Source organism: Cellulophaga sp. RHA19 (assembly GCF_002813425.1).
Taxonomy (GTDB): Bacteria; Bacteroidota; Bacteroidia; order Flavobacteriales; family Flavobacteriaceae; genus Cellulophaga.
Genome location: NZ_PHUL01000001.1, coordinates 1,747,412 through 1,767,757, shown reverse-complemented (window position 1 = coordinate 1,767,757; position 20,346 = coordinate 1,747,412). Strand labels below are relative to the sequence as shown.

The 20,346-nt window shown below is 31.9% G+C and carries 22 protein-coding genes; 11 read left to right on the top strand and 11 right to left on the bottom strand.

Features of this window, described 5'->3' with window-relative positions; all coding sequences use genetic code 11:
• Positions 1-7 precede the first annotated feature (7 nt).
• The 7 genes from AX016_RS07815 to AX016_RS07785 all read left to right on the top strand — a co-directional run bounded on the left by AX016_RS07815 (position 8) and on the right by AX016_RS07785 (position 6,404).
• A complete protein-coding gene (locus tag AX016_RS07815) occupies positions 8-571 on the top strand; it encodes an RNA polymerase sigma factor (RefSeq protein WP_100895078.1) in 564 nt (187 codons plus the stop codon).
• Positions 568-1,332: an anti-sigma factor gene (locus AX016_RS07810; protein WP_100895077.1), complete on the top strand. Its 765-nt coding sequence runs from the start codon at positions 568-570 to the stop codon at positions 1,330-1,332. The genes AX016_RS07815 and AX016_RS07810 overlap by 4 nt, the downstream gene beginning before the upstream one ends.
• 56 nt (positions 1,333-1,388) lie before the next feature.
• Entirely contained in the window at positions 1,389-1,598 is a 210-nt protein-coding gene (locus AX016_RS07805) for a membrane or secreted protein (RefSeq protein WP_100895076.1), read from the top strand.
• Between the two features lie 24 nt (positions 1,599-1,622).
• Complete coding sequence (locus AX016_RS07800; RefSeq protein ID WP_100895075.1) at positions 1,623-2,192, top strand: RNA polymerase sigma factor; 570 nt, start codon at positions 1,623-1,625, stop codon at positions 2,190-2,192.
• 57 nt (positions 2,193-2,249) lie between these two features.
• Complete coding sequence (gene lipA / locus AX016_RS07795) at positions 2,250-3,125, top strand: lipoyl synthase (protein ID WP_100895074.1); 876 nt, start codon at positions 2,250-2,252, stop codon at positions 3,123-3,125.
• A 64-nt stretch (positions 3,126-3,189) separates the two neighbouring features.
• On the top strand, positions 3,190-4,200 hold the full coding sequence (gene gap / locus AX016_RS07790; RefSeq protein ID WP_100895073.1) for a type I glyceraldehyde-3-phosphate dehydrogenase: 1,011 nt from the start codon (positions 3,190-3,192) through the stop codon (positions 4,198-4,200).
• Entirely contained in the window at positions 4,197-6,404 is a 2,208-nt protein-coding gene (locus AX016_RS07785) for a response regulator (RefSeq protein ID WP_100895072.1), read from the top strand. The genes gap and AX016_RS07785 overlap by 4 nt, the downstream gene beginning before the upstream one ends.
• Here AX016_RS07785 and lpxK read toward each other — a convergent pair.
• The gene (gene lpxK / locus AX016_RS07780; protein WP_100896826.1) at positions 6,397-7,395 is read right to left on the bottom strand and encodes a tetraacyldisaccharide 4'-kinase; all 999 of its coding nucleotides are present in this window, start codon (positions 7,393-7,395) and stop codon (positions 6,397-6,399) included. The two genes, AX016_RS07785 and lpxK, sit on opposite strands and share 8 nt — an antisense overlap.
• 50 nt (positions 7,396-7,445) lie before the next feature.
• Here lpxK and AX016_RS07775 point away from each other — a divergent pair, with 50 nt between their 5' ends.
• Positions 7,446-8,540: a Nif3-like dinuclear metal center hexameric protein gene (locus AX016_RS07775; protein ID WP_100895071.1), complete on the top strand. Its 1,095-nt coding sequence runs from the start codon at positions 7,446-7,448 to the stop codon at positions 8,538-8,540.
• Positions 8,541-8,544: 4 nt separating this feature from the next.
• Positions 8,545-9,324 (top strand): zinc ribbon domain-containing protein, encoded by a 780-nt coding sequence (locus tag AX016_RS07770; protein WP_100895070.1) that lies wholly within the window; start codon positions 8,545-8,547, stop codon positions 9,322-9,324.
• Positions 9,325-9,376: 52 nt separating this feature from the next.
• Here AX016_RS07770 and AX016_RS07765 read toward each other — a convergent pair whose 3' ends face one another.
• On the bottom strand, positions 9,377-10,720 hold the full coding sequence (locus tag AX016_RS07765) for an FAD-dependent oxidoreductase (protein WP_100895069.1): 1,344 nt from the start codon (positions 10,718-10,720) through the stop codon (positions 9,377-9,379).
• A 163-nt stretch (positions 10,721-10,883) separates the two neighbouring features.
• Positions 10,884-11,432 carry a ClpP family protease gene (locus AX016_RS07760; RefSeq protein ID WP_100895068.1) on the bottom strand — a complete coding sequence of 183 codons (549 nt, stop codon included), beginning with the start codon at positions 11,430-11,432 and terminating at the stop codon, positions 10,884-10,886.
• A 116-nt stretch (positions 11,433-11,548) separates the two neighbouring features.
• Here AX016_RS07760 and AX016_RS07755 point away from each other — a divergent pair, with 116 nt between their 5' ends.
• A complete protein-coding gene (locus tag AX016_RS07755) occupies positions 11,549-12,250 on the top strand; it encodes a hypothetical protein (RefSeq protein ID WP_330400334.1) in 702 nt (233 codons plus the stop codon).
• On the opposite strand, the gene kynU is transcribed toward AX016_RS07755, so the two are convergent.
• Entirely contained in the window at positions 12,251-13,525 is a 1,275-nt protein-coding gene (kynU, locus tag AX016_RS07750; RefSeq protein WP_100895067.1) for a kynureninase, read from the bottom strand.
• Between the two features lie 60 nt (positions 13,526-13,585).
• Between kynU and AX016_RS07745 the strand changes: the two genes are divergently transcribed.
• Positions 13,586-14,227 carry an O-methyltransferase gene (locus AX016_RS07745; protein WP_100895066.1) on the top strand — a complete coding sequence of 214 codons (642 nt, stop codon included), beginning with the start codon at positions 13,586-13,588 and terminating at the stop codon, positions 14,225-14,227.
• Here the strand turns inward: AX016_RS07745 and AX016_RS07740 are convergent.
• The 7 genes from AX016_RS07740 to AX016_RS07710 form a co-directional block, all read right to left on the bottom strand.
• The gene (locus tag AX016_RS07740; protein WP_100895065.1) at positions 14,205-14,765 is read right to left on the bottom strand and encodes a phosphatase PAP2 family protein; all 561 of its coding nucleotides are present in this window, start codon (positions 14,763-14,765) and stop codon (positions 14,205-14,207) included. The two genes, AX016_RS07745 and AX016_RS07740, sit on opposite strands and share 23 nt — an antisense overlap.
• Positions 14,766-14,768: 3 nt before the next feature.
• Positions 14,769-15,050 (bottom strand): Sec-independent protein translocase subunit TatA/TatB, encoded by a 282-nt coding sequence (locus AX016_RS07735; protein WP_100896824.1) that lies wholly within the window; start codon positions 15,048-15,050, stop codon positions 14,769-14,771.
• Between the two features lie 99 nt (positions 15,051-15,149).
• Entirely contained in the window at positions 15,150-17,459 is a 2,310-nt protein-coding gene (locus AX016_RS07730; protein WP_100895064.1) for a M1 family metallopeptidase, read from the bottom strand.
• A 59-nt stretch (positions 17,460-17,518) separates the two neighbouring features.
• Positions 17,519-18,019: a DUF6702 family protein gene (locus tag AX016_RS07725; protein WP_232732607.1), complete on the bottom strand. Its 501-nt coding sequence runs from the start codon at positions 18,017-18,019 to the stop codon at positions 17,519-17,521.
• 85 nt (positions 18,020-18,104) lie between these two features.
• Positions 18,105-18,863, bottom strand: coding sequence for a carboxypeptidase-like regulatory domain-containing protein (locus tag AX016_RS07720; RefSeq protein WP_100895062.1), 759 nt, complete (start codon positions 18,861-18,863; stop codon positions 18,105-18,107).
• Complete coding sequence (locus AX016_RS07715) at positions 18,856-19,602, bottom strand: carboxypeptidase-like regulatory domain-containing protein (RefSeq protein WP_100895061.1); 747 nt, start codon at positions 19,600-19,602, stop codon at positions 18,856-18,858. Before AX016_RS07715 ends, AX016_RS07720 begins: the two co-directional genes overlap by 8 nt.
• 7 nt (positions 19,603-19,609) lie before the next feature.
• Entirely contained in the window at positions 19,610-20,329 is a 720-nt protein-coding gene (locus AX016_RS07710) for a carboxypeptidase-like regulatory domain-containing protein (RefSeq protein ID WP_100895060.1), read from the bottom strand.
• Between the last annotated feature and the right edge of the window lie 17 nt (positions 20,330-20,346).

Here is a 20,346-nt window from a genome sequence, read left to right as displayed (position 1 = left end):
AACTAGAATGAGTACACTACTTGAAAAACATATTGTAGAATTACTACAAGACAGGGATGAAAAAGCAATATCTTTATTGTACGACCATTATGGTGATACTTTATTTGGTGTAGCTAACAAAGTTGTTAGAGACGAAGATTTAGCACAAGATGTGCTACAAGAAAGTTTTGTGAAGATCTGGAAAAAAGCAGACTCTTATGATTCTTCTAAAGCAAAACTATTTACTTGGTTATTTAGAATTACACGTAACACAGCTATAGATAAACTTAGAAGTGTAAACACAAAATCAGATAAGGAAATCCAAATAGACGTTTCAGACGTATATAATTTAGGAACAGAGAGCACTAAGCCAGAATTAATGGATGTTAAGGATAACTTACACAAGTTAGAACCTAAATATAAAATTGTACTGGAAGCCTTATTTTTTGAGGGAATGACCCAACAAGAGGCTAGTGAAGAATTAGATATCCCTTTAGGAACTATTAAGTCTAGATTAAAAATAGGTCTTAGAGAATTAAAGAAAATATACGGTTCTACCGCATTAACAATACTTATATCATTTTTGTTATGACAGATAAAATAAAAAAATTCTTAGAATCAGACCTTCTAGAAAAGTATCTTTTAGATACCACTACTACAGAAGAAACACTTAAGGTAGAACGCTACATAGCAATACACCCAGAGGTAAGCAAAACGTATAATGAATTGCAAGAGAATTTAGAAATTTTTGCAAAACTGCATGCTATTGACACTCCTGATGGTTTAAAAAATAAAATTTTAGAAAGAGTAAAAGCAGAGAAAAAATCGAACAAAAAATTCTATAGATATATAGGTATTGCATGTTCTTTAGCTTTTCTTTTTGCTGCTGCATCATTTTTCTTCTGGAATCAAAATAAATCATTACAAGAAGAAAACACTATTGTTAACAATAAAATGAAGACTATTGAAGACAATATGAAACAGCAATTAGAGGATGTTAGAAACCAATTTATTGTTCTTAACAACCCTAAAACAAAAAGATACAATGTAAAAGGAAACACAAAAGCAAAAGAATTAAAAGCAGTTGCTTATATAAATCCTGTTAAAAAACTATCATATATAAACGTTAAAAACATACCTAATTTACCAGAAGATCAATGTTTACAAATGTGGGCAGAAGTAGATGGCAAAATGATAAACATTGGTGTTATTAAAGACATTAGTGATAAAGATAAATTACTGGCATTACCTTACGGAGAAAATGCTATGGGTTACATTACAATAGAACCTAAAGGTGGTAACAAAACACCTACAGTAGAAAATATTGTAGCCAATATATCATACGCAAACTAACGTTAAAGTGTATACATATAAAAGCTATAATTAGTATCTTTGCTTAAAATTTAATTATGAAACTAGTTTTAATAACCATAGGCCTTCTAAGTCTTGGTTTTGCAGGAATAGCAATTAAAATTTGGGCAAAGAAAGATGGCAAATTTGCAGGGACGTGTGCTAGCCAAAGTCCATTTTTAAATAAAGACGGACAAGCTTGCGGTATGTGCGGCAAACTACCTGCGGAGCAAGATTGCAAAATGGAGGCATCAACAGAAATACAATAGGCAAATGAAAATTTGCCTTTTTTTATGAAATTATCTGAAGAAGAACTTATCTCTAACCTAACCAAAGCTAAAGCAGGTAACCAAATTGCTTTTAGCAACCTTTTGGACACTTTCTGGAACGATGTTTATGGCTTTTTATTAGTTAGAACAGAGAACGAGAATGATGCTGAAGACCTTACCATACAAACGTTTTCTAAAGCTTTTGATAAAATAAACACTTACGATGATAGCTATAAGTTTAAAACTTGGCTAATTACAATTGGTAAAAATTTACACGTAGATTTATTTAGAAAAAGAAAACGTAGCGTATTAGAAAATATGAATTATGGCAATGATGATGTTATAAAAGTATTAGACGACGCACCCACTATTGAAGATCAATTAATAATAGATCAAAATTTAGCAAATTTACTGCAAGACATAAAAAAGCTAAAACCAGCATATCAAAAAATTATAAACCTACGCTACTTTAACGAACTTAGTTACGCAGATATAGCCACAGAGCTAAACGAACCTATAAACAGTGTTAAAGTAAAACTACTAAGAGCAAAAAAACTACTTGCACAAATTATAAAAGCTAAACGTAAATCTTGACCACTACTCTATTATAAGTAACGCTATTTTGTTCGTATATTTGTACAAAATATTTTTATGAGTATTAACACTGTAGATAACGTAAAACCGCCTAAGGGAAAACCAAAATGGTTACGAGTAAAACTACCTACTGGTAAAAAGTACACACAATTAAGAGGCTTAGTAGATAAGTATAGCCTTAATACTATTTGTACTTCTGGTAGTTGCCCTAATATGGGAGAATGTTGGGGAGAAGGCACAGCTACATTTATGATTCTTGGTAACGTATGTACAAGATCATGTGGTTTTTGCGGTGTAAAAACAGGCAGACCAGAAGATGTAGATTGGGAAGAACCAGAAAAAGTAGCTCGTTCTATTAAAATAATGAGCATTAAACATGCTGTTATTACATCTGTAGACAGAGACGATTTAAAAGATATGGGTTCTATTATATGGGCAGAAACTGTTAAGGCCATAAGAAGAATGAACCCTGAAACTACCTTAGAAACTCTTATTCCAGATTTTCAAGGAATAAACACTCATTTAGATCGTATTATTGAAGTGGCTCCAGAAGTAGTTTCTCATAATATGGAAACAGTAAAAAGACTAACAAGAGAAGTGCGTATACAAGCTAAATATGAAAGAAGTTTAGATGTATTACGATACTTAAAAGATAACGGCGCCAGAAGAACTAAATCTGGTATTATGCTTGGTCTTGGTGAAAAAGAAGAAGAAGTTATACAAACTTTAAGAGACCTTAGAGATGCAAATGTAGATGTTGTAACTATTGGTCAATATTTACAACCTTCTAAAAAACACCTACCTGTTAAGGAGTTTATTTTACCAGAACAGTTTAAAAAGTATGAAGAATTAGGATTAGAAATGGGCTTTAGACACGTAGAAAGTGGCGCCTTAGTTAGATCTTCATACAAAGCACACAAACATATTAACTAACTTTAGCTTACCTATAATTTGCTAAAGACTGCTTTTAACTAAGCATTATTTTTTCGTATTTAAAATGAAAAAAATAAACATTGGTATTAACGGCTTCGGCAGAATTGGTCGTACGTTATTTAGGTTACTAAACCAACACCCAAATTTAAACGTAGTAGCTATAAATGATTTGGCAGATGCTAAAACATTAGCTCACCTATTAAAGTATGATAGTGTACACGGTATTTTTAATGAGAATATTTCTAATACAGAAAGTACTATCACTGTAAATGATGAAGTAATTAACCTTACAAATGCTACTACTCCAAAAGATATTCCTTGGCACGCTAGTAATGTTGACTTGGTTATAGAATCGTCAGGTAAATTTAAAACGCAAGAAGATTTAAATTATCATTTACAAAACGGAGCTAAAAAAGTTATATTATCTGTTCCACCAGTAGACAACGCTATTAAAATGATTGTTTACGGTATAAATCACACAGATATAACTGCAGAAGATCATATTATTTCCAATGCATCATGTACCACAAATAATGCTGCTCCTATGGTAAAGGTTATTAATGATTTATGCGGTATAGAGCAAGCGTATATTACAACTATACACTCTTATACCACAGACCAGAGTCTGCATGACCAACCACACAGAGATTTACGTAGAGCAAGAGCAGCAGGGCAATCTATTATTCCTACAACAACTGGTGCAGCAAGAGCATTAACCAAAATATTTCCAGATTTAGCAGATGTTATTGGAGGTTGCGGTATACGCGTACCTGTACCAAACGGTTCTTTAACAGATATTACTTTTAACGTAAAAAAAGAAACATCTATAACAGAAATAAATAATGCTTTTAAGTACCAAGCAGCCAATGACTTAAAAGAAATTATGCATTACACCGAAGATCCTATTGTTTCTATTGATGTAAACAATAGTTTTTATTCTTGTACGTTTGATTCTCAGATGACTTCAGTAATTGGAAAAATGGTGAAAGTTATTGGTTGGTATGATAATGAGTCTGGATACAGCAGTAGAATTATTGACCTTATAAATTTGTTGGTTCAAAAAAAATATATTTGAAAAAAGTAAAACATAATCTAATTTTTAAAACAGTACTTGCTGCTATTTTTAGTTGCTTACTGTTTTCTTGTGCAGTTGCTCAAGAATCCCCAACTGCACTTAAAGATTTAGATTACTACTTTGCTCTTGCACGAAAATACAAGAACCAGAACAACACAAAACCTGCCTTAGAAGCAATACAAAAAGCTACCGAATACGCAGAAAAAAATGAAGATGAAAAAGGTCAGATAGATTGTTTTCATCAATATGCATTTTTATATTTAAAACTTAACAATGTTCCTAGATCTAAATTTTATTGGGAACGCACCAAAGTATTATTAAAAGGTATTACATATCCTTATGGGTCTAGTGAAAGCAAATACCTTGAGGCAATTTATTTATACTTAGATAAAAATAATTTTCAGGCTGAAGAAAAATTAGTAGAAGCAAAACAACTAAGTAACGATCGTAATTTACTTAACCGCATAGTATTAACTCAGGCCAACATCAATTTTCAAAAAACAAATTTTTTAAAAGCATCTAGGTTTTATAATGCATTAGTTGTAAACTCAGACATTTACGAAAAAGATTATTTTACCACTCAAGGCTACTTGGGCCTTGCTAATATTAATTCTTTAGATAATCCTGAAGATTGTATTAAGTTTTGCTTAGAAGGCTTACCTATTGCAAAAGCAAATGGCTTTGTAAATGAATTATTAGAATTTAATACACTAATAGCTAAGGCATATGAAGACATTGAAGACTACAACTCTTCTCTTCTTTTTAATAAGAATTTAATTCATATTAAAGACTCTATCTACAGTATCACCAATGCTAAAGCCAAAGAAAGAACTGCAAATGATATACATATAGAAGGGTTAGAGGAAGACGTAAAAACTCTACTTGAAAAAAACATAGAGCAAGAGGCATCTATAAACAGGTCTGAAAGCACCAATATTGTAGCCTTTGCTATTTTGGCTATTATTTCTCTTTTAGCTATTTCTTTATATAGAAATAATCAAATAAAAATAAAAACAAATAAAATACTACACCAAACCAATAAAGAATTAGAAATTGCTAAGGATGATGCTGTAAAAGCTATGGAAGCCAAAACCAATTTCTTATCTACAGTAAGCCATGAACTACGCACACCTTTATATGCTGTTACTGGTTTAACTAATTTATTGCTTGAGGAAAACCCAACAGAAAGCCAAAAGGATCATTTAAAATCTTTAAAATTTTCTGGAGACTACCTTTTAAACTTTATAAATGACATACTACAGGTAAATAAAATTGATGCTCAAAAATTAGAGACGTTACAGATAGAGTTTAGCCTAAGAAAAACAATTAAAGACGTAATAGACTCTCTACAGCAAAGTGCAAAATCTAACAATACTAAACTTAGTTTAAATATTGATAAAAAAATATCAAGAGCACATTTAGGAGACCCTATAAAAATATCTCAAATACTTATAAACCTTATAGGTAACGCCATTAAATTTACTAAAAACGGAGAAGTATCTGTTACTATTAATGAAATTAAAAAGATTGAAGACCTTTGTACAATTTCTTTTGAAGTAAAAGACACAGGTATAGGAATATCTAATGAGTTACAAGAAAATATTTTTGATAGTTTTGAGCAAGGCTCTATACAAATAAATAGAGAATATGGTGGCACAGGACTTGGTTTAACCATTGTAAAAAACCTACTAAAACTTTTTGGAAGTACTATTCACTTAGAAAGTACAAAAGGAGTTGGATCTATTTTTAGCTTTGATATAGACCTAATTTGCAAAGACAAAAACACAGAAAATCCAGAAGAAGAATATATTCCGCAAGAATTTATTTTTGAAGGCTTAAAATTACTTATTGTTGAAGACAACAAAATAAATCAAGTAATTACAAAAAAAATGCTTTCTAAAAAAGGAATGGTTAGTGATATAGCTAATAACGGCACAGAAGCAATAGAGCTTGCACAGAACAACACTTACGATGCTATTTTAATGGATATTCATATGCCAGGCATTAGCGGTGTAGAAGCTACTATAGAAATTAGAAAATTTGATTCTGAAATACCTATTATTGCACTTACTGCAATATCTTTAGATGATAGTGTAGAAAATTTTTATGCTGCAGGCTGTGATGATATTGTTACCAAACCTTTTAAACCTGACTATTTCTACCAAAAAATTGGTGAGAATATTTTTAACAAAAAAATTACTTAATTAAGTCATTAATAGAAGACAGTAATTTATCTTTTCCTTTATCTAAAATTTTGTGCTGTACTTCTATGTAACACAAGTTTTTTAATTTTCCTTTTAATCGTACAAAGTCTTTTTCTGTAGTTAATACAAATTCTTTACTAGTAAAAGTTTCTATTTCTGCCGCTGTAAAAAAATGATGATCACTATATGCCAGATGTTCAAAATCTACACCTTGAGTATTTAAAAAATCTACTAAAGGCTTGGGATTTGCAATACCCGTTACCAAGGTTATTTTTTTTCCTTTAAAGCTAGTTAAAGTTAAACCCTCTGCAAACCCCTTTAGTTCTTGCGCATAACTTAAACTTGCAAACAATAATTGCTGGTTTTTTTTAAGTTTTAGCTTACCCTTTATTTTTAAACACTCTTCATTATTAATTGTAGCCGGACATTTTGTTACTATAATAACATTTGCTCTTTTAGCTTCATTTTTTGCATCACGCAAGTTTCCTGTTGGCAAATACCAATCATCAACATACAAATTACCATAAGCAGTAAGTAAAATAGCAAAGGTTGGCTTTACCTTTCTATGCTGATAAGCATCATCCAATAAAATAACATCTGGTTTAATTTTTTGTTCTAAAGTCTCAATTCCGTTTCTACGATCACCATCTACAACCATTGTTATAGCTGGGTATTTCTTATAAATTTGATAAGGCTCATCTCCTAATTCCTCTACTGTAGTTGCACTTTTAGCTATTAGCAACCCCTTTGATTTACGACCATACCCTCTACTTAAAACTGCTAGCTTATAATGTTGTTGTAGGTTTAATATTAAAAGCTCTATCATTGGCGTTTTACCTGTACCACCAGCACTTAAATTACCAACACATACTGTTGTTGTCTTATAAGATTTTGAAGAAAAAACACCTATATTAAACAAATAGTTACGCAGATACACCACTAAAGCGTAAAGTAAAGAAAAAGGGAATGCTATTTTTCTGAGTAGTTGCATAAGAACGAAAGTAAATATTTTATCTTTGAAAACCATTAAAGCAATCAAAAATGACTGTAAAAGAAATTACAAACATTATTGAAGATTTTGCGCCGCTAAATTACGCAGAAGATTTTGATAATGTAGGCCTACTAATTGGTAATGCTACCACAAAAGTTACTGGGGTACTAGTTACTCTAGACACTTTAGAAAATGTTGTAGATGAAGCTATTGCCCAAAACTGTAACTTAATTGTAAGTTTTCATCCTATTATTTTTTCTGGCCTAAAGAAAATTACGGGTGCAAACTATGTAGAGCGTGTAGTTTTAAAGGCTATTAAAAATGATATTGCGATTTACAGTATGCACACCGCCTTAGACAATAGTAACAAAGGTGTAAATGCTAAAATTTGTGAAGTTTTAGGACTTACAAACACTAAAATTTTAATTCCGCAAAAAGGCACCATAAAAAAATTAACAACTTATGTTCCTAAAAAAGAAGCTGCAGAATTAAAAGAAGTTTTATTTGCTGCTGGCGCAGGTAATATAGGTAATTATAGCAATTGTAGTTTTACAACAATAGGCACATGTAGTTTTAAACCTAATGAAAAAGCCAACCCAACAATAGGCGAAATTGGAAAAACACAAACCGAAGAAGAAGTACAAATAAATGTAACTTTTGAAAAAGCTAAAGAGAAGAAAATTTTACAAGCTCTTTTTAAAAATCATTCTTACGAGGAGGTTGCTTACGAAATAACAACCTTAGAAAACACCAATCAAAATATTGGTATGGGAATGGTAGGTGAGCTAGAAAATCCCGTAAATGAGACCAAATTTCTTCAAGATTTAAAGATAAAGATGAATGCCGACTGTGTTAGGCACTCTAATTTGCTAAATAAAAAAATAAAAAAAGTAGCTGTACTAGGCGGGAGTGGCTCTTTTGCAATAGCTGCCGCAAAGGCTGTAAACGCTGATGTTTTTATTACAGCAGACTTAAAATATCATCAATTTTACGAGGCAGAAAACAAAATATTACTGGCAGATATAGGACACTTTGAAACAGAGCAGTTTACAAAAAATCTTTTAGTAGAGATACTTACAAAAAAAATTCCTAATTTTGCAGTCTCTTTATCGGAGAGTATTACAAATCCTATCAAGTATTTTTAAAAATATGGCAAAAAAGAAAGAAGCAACGGTAGAAGAAAAATTAAGAGCATTATATGACTTGCAATTAATTGATTCTAGAGTCGATGAGATAAGAAACGTTAGGGGTGAACTCCCGTTGGAAGTTGAAGATTTAGAAGATGAAGTTTTAGGACTTAAAACTAGATTGGATAAATTAAAAACTGATGTGGAAACCGTTAATTTTGAAATAACAGCTAAGAAAAATTTAATTGAGGAAGCTAAAGGCCTAATTAAAAAATACGCTGAACAACAAAAGAACGTAAGAAACAGTCGTGAATTTAACTCTTTATCTAAAGAAGTTGAGTTTCAAGAATTAGAAATTCAATTGGCTGAAAAAAACATCAAAGAATTTAAAGCGCAAATAGAGCAGAAAAAACAAGTTATTTCTGATACTAAAGAGCGTTTATCTGCTAAAGAATCTCACTTAAAGCACAAGAAAAGTGAATTAAGCGAAATTTTAGCTGAAACTGAAAAAGAAGAAAAAGCATTACTAAAAAAATCTGAAGACTTCCAAAGTCAAATTGAAGAGCGTTTAGTAAAAGCTTACACTAGAATTAGAACCAATGTAAAAAATGGTTTAGCAGTTGTAGCTATTGAAAGAGGTGCATCTGGAGGCTCTTTCTTTACAATACCACCACAGGTACAAGTAGAAATTGCTGCTCGTAAAAAAATTATTACAGATGAGCACAGTGGTAGAATATTAGTAGACCCTGTTTTAGCTGAAGAAGAAAGTGAAAGAATGCAAAAAATGTTTTCTAAATTATAGAAACATATTTTATATTGAATAAAAAAAAGACCGCTAAATTAGCGGTCTTTTTTTATTTAAGTAATTCTATTATTTTGTTAGTAACCTCGTCACTATCCCACTTTTCTTTTATATTAGGTAGCTGCATTACTTTTTTCATTATTGCTTCTTGCTCATCTCCTAATGCTAATGCCTCTGCATAAGGCCTATTACTAAACGTTACCCTAGAGTACACCGGCAACCATTTTTCTGGGTATTCTGTTGCAAATTTTTTCTCTATCTTTTTTTGTAGTAAAAACATTGGATCTGCTGTTTTACTACTCATTTCTACAAAATTCCTATAACTAAGTTCTGCTATAGCATCTGCATTTGGTTTACGCTCTTTTTGGTATTCATTAAAAGCCAAAGTCCAATTCTCTGGATACTTCTTAAGTAAATTTGTAAGCACAAAAATATCTTCAAAACCAGCATTCATACCTTGACCATAAAAAGGTACTATTGCATGTGCAGAATCGCCCACAAGCGCAGCCTTATCCCAATACGTCCAAGGAAAACATTTCATTGTAACCATTGCACTTGTCGGATTTTTAAAGAAATCTTCTATAAGGTTATCTAAATCTGGCATTACATTAGGGAAATGCGTAGAGAAGAACGTTCTAGCATCTTCTTTGGTCTTAATACTCTCAAAAGAAATATCACCCTCATACGGCATAAAAAGCGTACAGGTGAAGCTACCATCTAAGTTTGGCATAGCAATAAGCATAAACTTACCTCTTGGCCATATATGAAAAGAGTGTTTATCTAATTTATGTGTGCCATCTTCATTAGGTAAAATAGACAGTTCTTTATATCCTACCTTTATAAATTCCTGAGAATAATCAAACCTACTACGTCTTTGCATTTTATGACGTACTCTAGAAAAAGCGCCATCACAACCAAAAACACAGTCAAACTTATATTCTTCCCAGACACCTTTTTCAGATTCTCCTGTAAATATTTTTGCTTCAGGTAAATCTACATCCCAAACTTTTTCTGAAAAACGAAATTCAGTTCCTTCGGCTTCTGCCAAATCTATCATTTTTCTATTTAAAATTCCTCTAGATGTAGACCAAATTGCCTCTTCTTCTTTACCATATTTTTGGTAATATAAAGGCACACCATCTACGTGCATTGCTCTTTGGTAAAGTGGTATTGCTATTTCTTTTATTTCTTTTTCTAAACCTACTTGCTGCAATGCGTTCCAACCCCTATTGCTCATTGCTAGGTTTATAGACCTACCAGAAAACTCTACTGTGCGTATATCTGGTCGCCTGTCAAAAACAGTAACCTTGTGTCCTTCTTTTCTTAAGTAAATAGCTAATAAAGAGCCCACTAATCCGGAGCCAACTATGGCTATGTCTTTTGGAGATTTTGACATATTTTATTTGTGTAAAGAGGTGATAACGAACGTTAAAATTATACCAACAAGCATCTAAACATATTGTATAGCTCGTATATATAAAACATCCGCTTAATGCGTCTACATATAAAAAAGTCCTTCATAATTTTACTTTTATGAAGGACTTTTTCTTTTATAAACCTTATTCTAAGATTCCGTCTACAATTCCGTAGGCAACAGATTCTTCTGCGTTCATCCAGTAGTCTCTGTCAAAATCTTTCATTACTTTATTAAAGTCTTGACCACAATTTTCTGCTAAGATTCTTGCACTCAATTCTCTTGTTTTTATAATTTCTTTTGCTTGTATTTCTATATTAGAAGCCTGGCCTCCTGCCCCACCACTTGGTTGGTGAATCATTACCTGCGCGTGCGGCTGTATAAAACGTCTTCCTTTAGCACCAACAGATAATAATATAGAACCCATAGAAGCTGCTAAACCAGAACAAACTGTAGAAACAGGACTCTTAAGAGATTTAATAGTATCATAAATAGCAAAACCTGAAGTTACATAACCTCCTGGGCTATTTATAACGAACTGAATTTCTTCATTTCCTTGTAAATCTAAATATAACAAACGATCTATAACGTGCTTTGCTGAGTTATCATCTACCATACCCCATAAAAACACTTTTCTTTCATTCAACAATTTTTCATCAATTGCTTCTTGAACTTTACCTTTTTTTGAACTCATGCCTTATTTCTTATTTACATCAAAAATAATCAATTTATTTATAAAGTACACGCTAGGTTTCATCAATCTAAAAAACATACTATAAAACATAGTATCTTTGTTAAAAAACAATAAATATGATGCGTAAAATATTCACCTTTATACTAACTACAACACTTTTTATTTCTTGTAAAGAAGCTAAAAAAGAAGAGGTTTCTTCACCTAAAGAAACTGTAGCTACCAAGGAAAAAGAACTTACAGTTTTAGATTCTGTTGCTAATGCACACGGATATGAAAATTGGAAAAATATTTCTCAAATACAATTTACTTTTAATGTAGACCGTGGAGAAAACCATTTTGATAGAACTTGGAACTGGCGCACCAAAAGTAATGATGTATTAGCAATGTCTGCTACAGATACTATTGCTTACAACAGAGCCTCTATGGATTCTATTACCCAAAAAACTAATGCTGGCTTTATTAACGATAAATATTGGCTACTAGCCCCTTTTAATCTTGTTTGGGATAAAAGCAACATTACATTTACAACTACCAAAAATGAAGAAGCGCCAATTAGCAAAAAACCAATGCGTAAATTAACCATTGTATATGGTAATGCTGGCGGGTATACTCCTGGTGATGCTTATGATTTTTACTTTGAAGATGATTACCTAATTAAAGAATGGGTTTACAGAAAAGAAAATGCAGCAGAACCATCTATGAGTACTACTTGGGAAAACTACACTGAACAAAACGGATTAAAAATTGCCTTAGACCATAAGAATGCCGAAGGCAATTTTAAATTATATTTTACAGACGTAAAAAGCATTAGCAAGTAATTATTTGCTTTGCAAAATACCTTCTTTTAAAATTTGACCAAAACGGTACATATCTTCAAAAGAACAGTAAAATGGTGCAGGAGCTAAACGTATTACGTTTGGCTCTCTCCAATCTGTTATTACACCGTTTTTCATTAAGTAATTAAATAATTCTTTTCCTTGTCCATGTAACAACACAGACAGTTGTGTACCTCTTTCTTTAGGAGTTATAACCTCAAAAGTAGCTTCTTCTACTTCTTTATCTATTTCCTGTAATACAAACTCCAAATAACTTACTATTACATCTCTCTTTTTAATTAAAGCTGGCAAGCCTACCTCTGTAAACATTTCTAATGATGCTAAATAAGGTGCCATAGCTAATACTGGCGGGTTACTTACTTGCCAAGAATCTGCAGTGTGACTAGACTCAAACTCTGGTTTCATTAAAAAACGAGTTTCCTTTTTAGATCCCCACCAACCTTCTAATCTAGGAATAGTATCATCTGCTAAATGTTTTTCATTAACATACACTCCAGATGCGTTGCCAGGACCACTATTTATGTATTTATAACTACACCATGATGCAAAATCAGCATTCCATTCATTTAACTTAAGTTCTATATTACCAGCTGCATGTGCCAAGTCCCAACCTACAAAAGCACCAACATTATGACCCGCTTTTGTTATGGTTTTCATATCAAAAACCTGTCCGTTATAATAGTTAACACCTCCAATTAAAACAAGTGCAAGCTCATCTCCTACTTCATTAATCTTAGCAACCACATCTTCTGTTCTCCAAAAATGCTCACCTTCTCTTTTTTTGACCTCAACTATTGATTCCTTTGGGTTTAAACCGTGAAATTTAACCTGACTAGTTAGCATATACTGGTCTGATGGAAATGCCTTTTCTTCGCAGATAATTTTAAACCTCTTAGCGGTAGGCCTGTAAAAAGAAGCCATTAAAAAATGAAGATTTACCGTTAAGGTATTCATTACACAGACCTCTTTTATTTTTGCTCCTAATAATGTTGCCATAGGTGCCGCTAAACGCTCATGGTAATCCCACCAAGATTTTTCTGCATAAAAATGCCCTTCTACCCCCAACTGTGCCCAGTCTTTCATTACATCATTTACAAACTTCTGCGCTGTTTTTGGTTGTAAACCAAGAGAGTTTCCTGTAAAATAAATAGCATCTTTACCATTAATTTTAGGAAAGTAAAACTGATCTCTATATCCTTTTAAAGCATCATTAGCATCTAATTCTTTTGCAAACTCTAAGGTATTTTTAAACTGCATCTATTTAATTTTTATTCAAAAATAAGAAATCAAAATAACTATTTTTGCAAAAACTTTTTTATGCATTTTTTATCGTCTTTATTAGAAAACTACATTGCAAATAACTCTGAAAATGAACCTACAGTTTTAACGGAACTTACTAGGGAAACACATTTAAAAGTTATACAACCAAGAATGTTAACAGGTCATTTTCAAGGACGTGTATTAAGTATGTTATCTAAAATTATATCACCAGAAAATATTTTAGAAATAGGCACTTACACAGGATATTCTGCTATTTGTTTAGCCGAAGGTTTACGTAATAATGGTAAATTACACACTATAGATGTTAATGAAGAACTAAGCCACATACAACAGAAATACTTTGAAAAAAGTGGCTTTTCTGATAAGATTAATGCTCACGTTGGTGATGCCTTAGATATTATACCAACACTAGATGTTACTTTTGATTTGGTTTTTATTGATGCAGAAAAAAAGAGCTACCCTGCTTATTTTGAAGCTGCACTAGCAAAAACAAGACCTGGTGGTATAATTTTATCTGATAATGTTTTATGGTCTGGTAAAGTTGTAGAGCCTTTGAGTCCAAAAGATGTTACTACAAAAATCTTATTAGATTATAATAAAGCTTTAAAAGAAGACTCTAGAGTAGAAACTGTATTGCTACCTATTAGAGACGGACTTACGTTAAGTAGGGTTTTGTAACCTTTTTACTTAATTTATAAATTAAAATAGCAAAAACAATACCCACTAAAGCACCTGTAGCAATGTCTAAAGGATAATGCACACCTACATATATTCTGCTCGTACAAAATAACAATGGCCATATGTAAGCAAAGTATATCCATTTATACTCCGCTCTTAATACCAATACAACAATTGTTGTTAATGAAAATGATGATGATGCGTGCCCAGAGAAAAAACTATAACCTTTAGCTTTTACAACTACACGTATAAGGTCTCCTAAAGCGGTATCACTACTTGGCCTAACCCTTGCAACAAAATCTTTAGTTAAGTTGGTTAGTAACATTACAAACAAAAACACTGCTAGTACAGTAAAAAAATCTACCAATGCTTGCTTTCTTGGACGCTTGTAAAAAATTAGAATAAAAAAAAGTACATATAGAGGAATCCAATTATTAATATTGGTTACAAAAGACCAAAAATAATCATACTCTTCAATACCTAGATTATTCAAGTAAATAAAGAGATCTCTATCCCAATCTAATATTTTTTCCAACATAGATTACTTTCTCTTAATTACGCCAGCAATATCTTCTACATCTTCTTTTACCTTAGTAACACCATCTTTAATGTCTTTGGTAAAGCTAGTATCAATACCTTGCTTTTCTGCGCTTTTAGTAATCTCTTGTTTTATATCTTCGGTTGCATCTTTAAGTTGACGCATACCTTTACCAAGTCCCTTAGCAATGTCAGGAACCTTATCTGCTCCAAAGACCATCACTACAATAAACATAATGAAGAAAATTTCGCCTCCGCTAATAAATAAGATAAACGTTGAATACATACTACAAATATAAACAGAAGTTTTATTTGCACCATAAAAAAAGCCCCACATCTTGAATAATTAACAAGTGTGGGACTTTCTATATTTTTAGGACTGAAACTATTTCTTCATATTTCCTTTAAACTTATCAAAACCAGACTTAACTTCTTTAGCTGGCCAAGAGTTGTTTGTTGTATCTATATCAGCAGTTTCTGCTTTAGGATCTACAACTATACCTACTAATTCTTTTTGAGAAGAAACTACTTTTTTAATTTCTTTATCACTCATTCTCCAAACTTCTGCTGGGTAAGTAATATTCTCTTTAGAACCGTCTGCATAAGTATACTCTACAATTAATGGCATTGGTATACCACCTGGCTTGTTAAAAGTAACTTCATAAAAGAATTTTGGTTCTTTAACTGCTGCTCTCTCTGCTGCTGTTAAGTTATCCATCATATATTCTTTTAATGTTTTAGAAACATCAGATGGGTTTTTACCTTTTAAGCTAGCGTCATAATCATCACTATCTATATCTGCTAAGAAAACCATTGGAGGCAAGTCGCTCATTTTTAAGTTTCTCTGCTCCATAATATCTCTAATTTGCTTTGGTGGCTTAGATGATACTTGGTATTTTTTAACCTCTTTAACTCCCATATCTACATAATCTGTAGTATAGAACCAACCTCTCCAGTAGTAATCTAAATCTACTGCAGACGCATCTTCCATAGTACGGAAGAAATCTTCTGGAGTTGGGTGTTTAAACATCCAACGTTGAGAGTATGTTTTAAATGCATGATCAAACAATTCTCTTCCCATAACAGTTTCTCTTAAAATATTAAGAGCCGTTGCAGGTTTACCATATGCGTTGTTACCTAATTGGTATACGTTTTCTGGGTTAGACATAATAGGAGCAATAAATTCTTGGTCTCCTGCCATGTAAGGTACTATTTTAGAAGGCTCTCCTCTTCTAGATGGATATTTAGCATTTGGCGCTATAGCATCTGGAAACTCTTCTCCAAATTCTTGCTCTGCCATATATTGCATAAAAGTATCTAAACCTTCATCCATCCATCCCCACTGACGTTCATCAGAGTTAACAATCATTGGAAAAAAGTTGTGACCAACTTCATGAATAATTACACTAATCATTCCGTATTTTGTACGGTCTGAGTATTCTCCTTTTTCATTAGGTCTTCCGTAATTCCAGCAAATCATTGGGTATTCCATACCTTGTTGTTTTGCGTGTACAGAAATTGCCTTAGGATAAGGATAGTCAAAAGTATGACTAGAGTAAGAACGTAATGTATGCGCTACTGCTTTAGTAGAGTACTCTTCCCATAATGGGTTACCTTCTTTTGGGTATAAAGAAACTGCCATTGCTGTTTTACCACTTGGCAATTTAACATTTTGCATATCCCAGATAAATTTACGAGAAGTAGCAAAACCGTAATCTCTAACGTTTTTAGCTTTAAATTTCCACGTTTTTTTATCTTTAGAAAAACCTTTTTCTGCAGCTTCTGCTTCTTTTTGTGTTACAATAATAACTGGCTTATCAAAAGACTTTTTAGCCTTTTCATAACGCTTCATCATATCTTTAGAAAATACTTCTTTTCTATTTTGTAACTCTCCTGTTGCATCTAATACGTGATCTGCAGGTACAGTAATATTTACTTCGTAATCTCCAAAAGGAAGTGCAAATTCTCCACTACCCCAAAACTGATGATTTTGCCATCCGTCTACATCACTATAAACAGCCATTCTTGGGAAAAACTGTGCTATAACAAAAGCTTTATTTCCATCTTTCTCAAAATACTCATATCCAGATCTTGCTCTGTTTACAGTATGGTCTGGTACATTGTACCACCATTTAATAGAAAAAGAAACCTGAGTTTTGCTTTTTAATGGTGTAGGTAAATCTACACGCATCATAGTTTGGTTAATTGTGTATGGTAAATCTTTACCACTTGCATCTTTTACATGCTGAATTTTAAATCCACCATCAAATTCTGCTCCTTTCATATGAGAACCTGCAAATTGACCTACAGGCATTGCTCCTTGTAAAGCAGAACCATTTCTTAATGCAGATTTAGTACCTTTTTCACGTACGTTCTGATCTAACTGAACCCATAAAAATTCTAAATCATCTGGAGAATTATTTACATAAGTAATAGTCTCTTCTCCGTATATTTTTGCGTTTTTATCATCCAACTCAATATCCATTTTGTAGTTGGCTTGTTGCTGATAATAATTTGGACCTGGTGCTCCAGATGCAGACCTGTACGTGTTTGGAGTTGAGAACTCCTGATACATTTGTCTAAATTTGCTCTGGTTGGTGTGGCCAGCTTGTTTTTCTGTTTGTTCCTGTGCTTGCACCATTACAGTGGCAAACAAAAATAGAACAGCAGCTAAATAGTAGTTAATTTTGTTCATTTTACATTGTTTTAAGTAGGCGAAAATTAACACTTTTTTAGCGATTTGATAAAGGAGTCTTAAAACTTTAACATTCCTTTATTATTTCCACGTGTTAACACCACACTTTTCTTATTTTTTAAGAACTTAAAGTGCACTATATTCTTTTGTTCCTCATAAATATCTGTAAGCACTGTACTTTCTGCTTCAATGGTTTTTAAGTCTTCTAGCTTTATATTTTGTACTTCTAAATACATAACAACATTATCTACGTCATACTCTTTTCCTAAATAAGTAACCTCAACTTCTTTTCCGTTTACATAAATATGAAACTTTTGCTTCATGTATTTTTTAATATAATCTTCAGCTAAAGGGTTCTCGTTTTTAGTTGCCAAGTTAGATTTTACATCGTATCGCTGTTTTAAAAGTTCATCAAAATCATCTATAAATACTCTAGACGTAATTTGCAAAGTGTGTTCTTTATCAGAATACTTAACACTAGTAACACTAACATAATATTTATGTATGGCAACAAAAGCAAAAAGGGGTAACAACAATAATAAAAATCTTTTTTTAAGCATAATGTGTAATTTACAATCACCAAAAGTAAGCAATTGGCGTGCCAAATTATAGAACGCAATTGGATTATTTAGTTTGATGAATACTCTATTTTTCCGTTTTAAACTCTACACTCATTTTACGTAAATAAGCCCAAATTTTTAATTGGTCTTTGGTATTTATCACAACCTGAAAATCATCTTTAAACTCACAATACCACATAAACAAGTCTATCTTATCCTTTTCTATCTTTAATTCATTTACAAATAAAGAGTCTGCATAATATCTTTTAACGCGCATAGTTTTCTGGTATCTACGGTTACGCTCTACTCTTTTCTTTAATAATTTGGTTTGCCCGTTTATTGCATTTATTAAAGATAAAATTGATCCGCCAGACATTGATGTATACAGTGCACGTTCATCTGAAGATAGTGTTTTTACATTTTGATTAGGCAACCCCAATGACCTACCATCTACCACTGGTTTTAAAGGTAAATTATTTAAGTCTGTAGATAAGTCTCCAGACAAATTAAAAGGCTTTACTACAACTTCATTTAAGGTTGTTACAGACTCGTACAAAGGCACTATATAGTTGTTAGTTTTTAACATACTTTCTGTAACAACTACAACTTTATTTGCAAACTGAACTGCAGAAAACTCTAAGGTATCTTTTACACGAACCGGAATAGAGAAATAGCCATTTAAATTGGTTATTGTCCCTTTTTCTGTGGTTCTATTTAATACATACACACCAACGACTTCTTCTGTTGTACTAGTTACAGTACCTTTTAAATCTACCTGCTTTTTCTGTGCCACAATAGACGTTACTACAAAAATTAAAACAATAAAAAACGAAAGTCTATTCATTACCCTCTTCTTTTAATGTTAAAAAAGTTTTACTTTTCATTTTAAAAAAAGCTTTTATAAAAACATCATTGGTTTGCAACATAAAGGCATCAAAATCCTCATCTTGCTCGCAATACAATACAAATTCTTGTAGTCTTGATTTTGGTATTTTTAGCTTGGTAACAGTTATAGAGTCTAAATACTTATGCTGCATTTTTTGTCCTGTAGCGTAACGCTTGTTTCTGGTTACACGCTCATTTAACATTTTTGTACGCCCGCTTACAAAATTAATAACCGGATCTAATGAGTTTTTAATACCATCAAAAGACATAGTTTTACCAGAAATTAATTCCCTTTCTGCTAATTCTAACGTTTTTACGTTTGCATGAACAAAACCTAAACTCATTGCTGTTACTTGTGTACTTTGGTCCAGAACAACCTCATCTAACTCCTCTAAAGTTTCGTCTAAATTGATGATGTAGTTTTTAAAATCTAGTATTTTTTGGGTGATAATAATCTCCCTATTTTTAAACTGCACAGCAGAAAACAACAAAGTATCTTGTAAACTAACTGGGATAGAAAAACCTCCATTTTCATTAGTTATAGACCCTTTGTTACTTGTTTTATTTAATACATAAACGCCAACAACCTCTTGCTCTTTACTAACTACGTTTCCTTTTAACGTTTTAACTTTTAGCTCTTGTGCTGTACTAAACTGAACTACAAATACAAAAAACAATAAAAGTTGAAAACGAGTCATATCTATCTTATTTAAATTTTAAAAATAATTCACTTTTCTGTCGTAAAAAATCCCAAACAACAAGTTCATTTTTATTTTTGGTAATACCTTTAAATCTAGGATCGTACTCGCAATACAGCATAAACTCCTCTATCCTATCTATTGGTATTTTTAAATTTTTAGAAAATATAGAATCTACATAACTAGTGCGCAGCTCTTTGCTACGTGCGTATATATCATCTCTTTTTATACGGTCTTTAAGCATTTTTGTGCGTCCACTTAAAAAGTTTATTAGCGGATCTATACTCAAGTAATTATTACCGTTGTTTGCAGAAAATAATTCTCTTTCTGTTAAAGACAATACTTTTACATCTGCATTTGGCAAGCCTAAACTCTTGGCTGTTATAAATGTTCTGTTATCTAAAACAACCTCATCTAATTCTTCTAAAGTTTCATCTAAGTTTACTAAAAACGATGAATAGTCTAGAATTTTTTGAGTGATTATAATTTGTTTGTTTTTAAACTGCACAGCAGAGAACTCTATTGTATCTTTTAAGTGTACAGGAATAGAAAAATTTCCGCTCTTAGACGTAATTGTACCCTTTTTATTTGTTTTATTTAATACATAAACACCAACTACTTCTTGTGACTTACTTACAATACGCCCCTTTAGTATTTCTATTTTTTGCTGCGCATTGGTTTGTTGCGCAATTAAAACTAAAAACAAAAAAGTATATACGTACCTCATATAAAAAATAGTATGGT

Bases quoted from the DNA above. Each gene is read 5' to 3' on its own strand.
- AX016_RS07800 (WP_100895075.1), top strand. From the start codon at position 1,623: ATGAAATTATCTGAAGAAGAACTTATCTCTAACCTAACCAAAGCTAAA.
- AX016_RS07720 (WP_100895062.1), bottom strand. From the start codon at position 18,863: ATGAATAGACTTTCGTTTTTTATTGTTTTAATTTTTGTAGTAACGTCT.
- lipA (WP_100895074.1), top strand. From the start codon at position 2,250: ATGAGTATTAACACTGTAGATAACGTAAAACCGCCTAAGGGAAAACCA.
- AX016_RS07715 (WP_100895061.1), bottom strand. From the start codon at position 19,602: ATGACTCGTTTTCAACTTTTATTGTTTTTTGTATTTGTAGTTCAGTTT.
- AX016_RS07710 (WP_100895060.1), bottom strand. From the start codon at position 20,329: ATGAGGTACGTATATACTTTTTTGTTTTTAGTTTTAATTGCGCAACAA.
- AX016_RS07765 (WP_100895069.1), bottom strand. From the start codon at position 10,720: ATGTCAAAATCTCCAAAAGACATAGCCATAGTTGGCTCCGGATTAGTG.
- AX016_RS07770 (WP_100895070.1), top strand. From the start codon at position 8,545: ATGGCAAAAAAGAAAGAAGCAACGGTAGAAGAAAAATTAAGAGCATTA.
- AX016_RS07805 (WP_100895076.1), top strand. From the start codon at position 1,389: ATGAAACTAGTTTTAATAACCATAGGCCTTCTAAGTCTTGGTTTTGCA.
- AX016_RS07745 (WP_100895066.1), top strand. From the start codon at position 13,586: ATGCATTTTTTATCGTCTTTATTAGAAAACTACATTGCAAATAACTCT.
- AX016_RS07725 (WP_232732607.1), bottom strand. From the start codon at position 18,019: ATGCTTAAAAAAAGATTTTTATTATTGTTGTTACCCCTTTTTGCTTTT.
- AX016_RS07735 (WP_100896824.1), bottom strand. From the start codon at position 15,050: ATGTATTCAACGTTTATCTTATTTATTAGCGGAGGCGAAATTTTCTTC.
- AX016_RS07755 (WP_330400334.1), top strand. From the start codon at position 11,549: ATGATGCGTAAAATATTCACCTTTATACTAACTACAACACTTTTTATT.
- kynU (WP_100895067.1), bottom strand. From the start codon at position 13,525: ATGCAGTTTAAAAATACCTTAGAGTTTGCAAAAGAATTAGATGCTAAT.
- AX016_RS07815 (WP_100895078.1), top strand. From the start codon at position 8: ATGAGTACACTACTTGAAAAACATATTGTAGAATTACTACAAGACAGG.
- lpxK (WP_100896826.1), bottom strand. From the start codon at position 7,395: ATGCAACTACTCAGAAAAATAGCATTCCCTTTTTCTTTACTTTACGCT.
- AX016_RS07775 (WP_100895071.1), top strand. From the start codon at position 7,446: ATGACTGTAAAAGAAATTACAAACATTATTGAAGATTTTGCGCCGCTA.
- gap (WP_100895073.1), top strand. From the start codon at position 3,190: ATGAAAAAAATAAACATTGGTATTAACGGCTTCGGCAGAATTGGTCGT.
- AX016_RS07740 (WP_100895065.1), bottom strand. From the start codon at position 14,765: ATGTTGGAAAAAATATTAGATTGGGATAGAGATCTCTTTATTTACTTG.
- AX016_RS07810 (WP_100895077.1), top strand. From the start codon at position 568: ATGACAGATAAAATAAAAAAATTCTTAGAATCAGACCTTCTAGAAAAG.
- AX016_RS07760 (WP_100895068.1), bottom strand. From the start codon at position 11,432: ATGAGTTCAAAAAAAGGTAAAGTTCAAGAAGCAATTGATGAAAAATTG.
- AX016_RS07730 (WP_100895064.1), bottom strand. From the start codon at position 17,459: ATGAACAAAATTAACTACTATTTAGCTGCTGTTCTATTTTTGTTTGCC.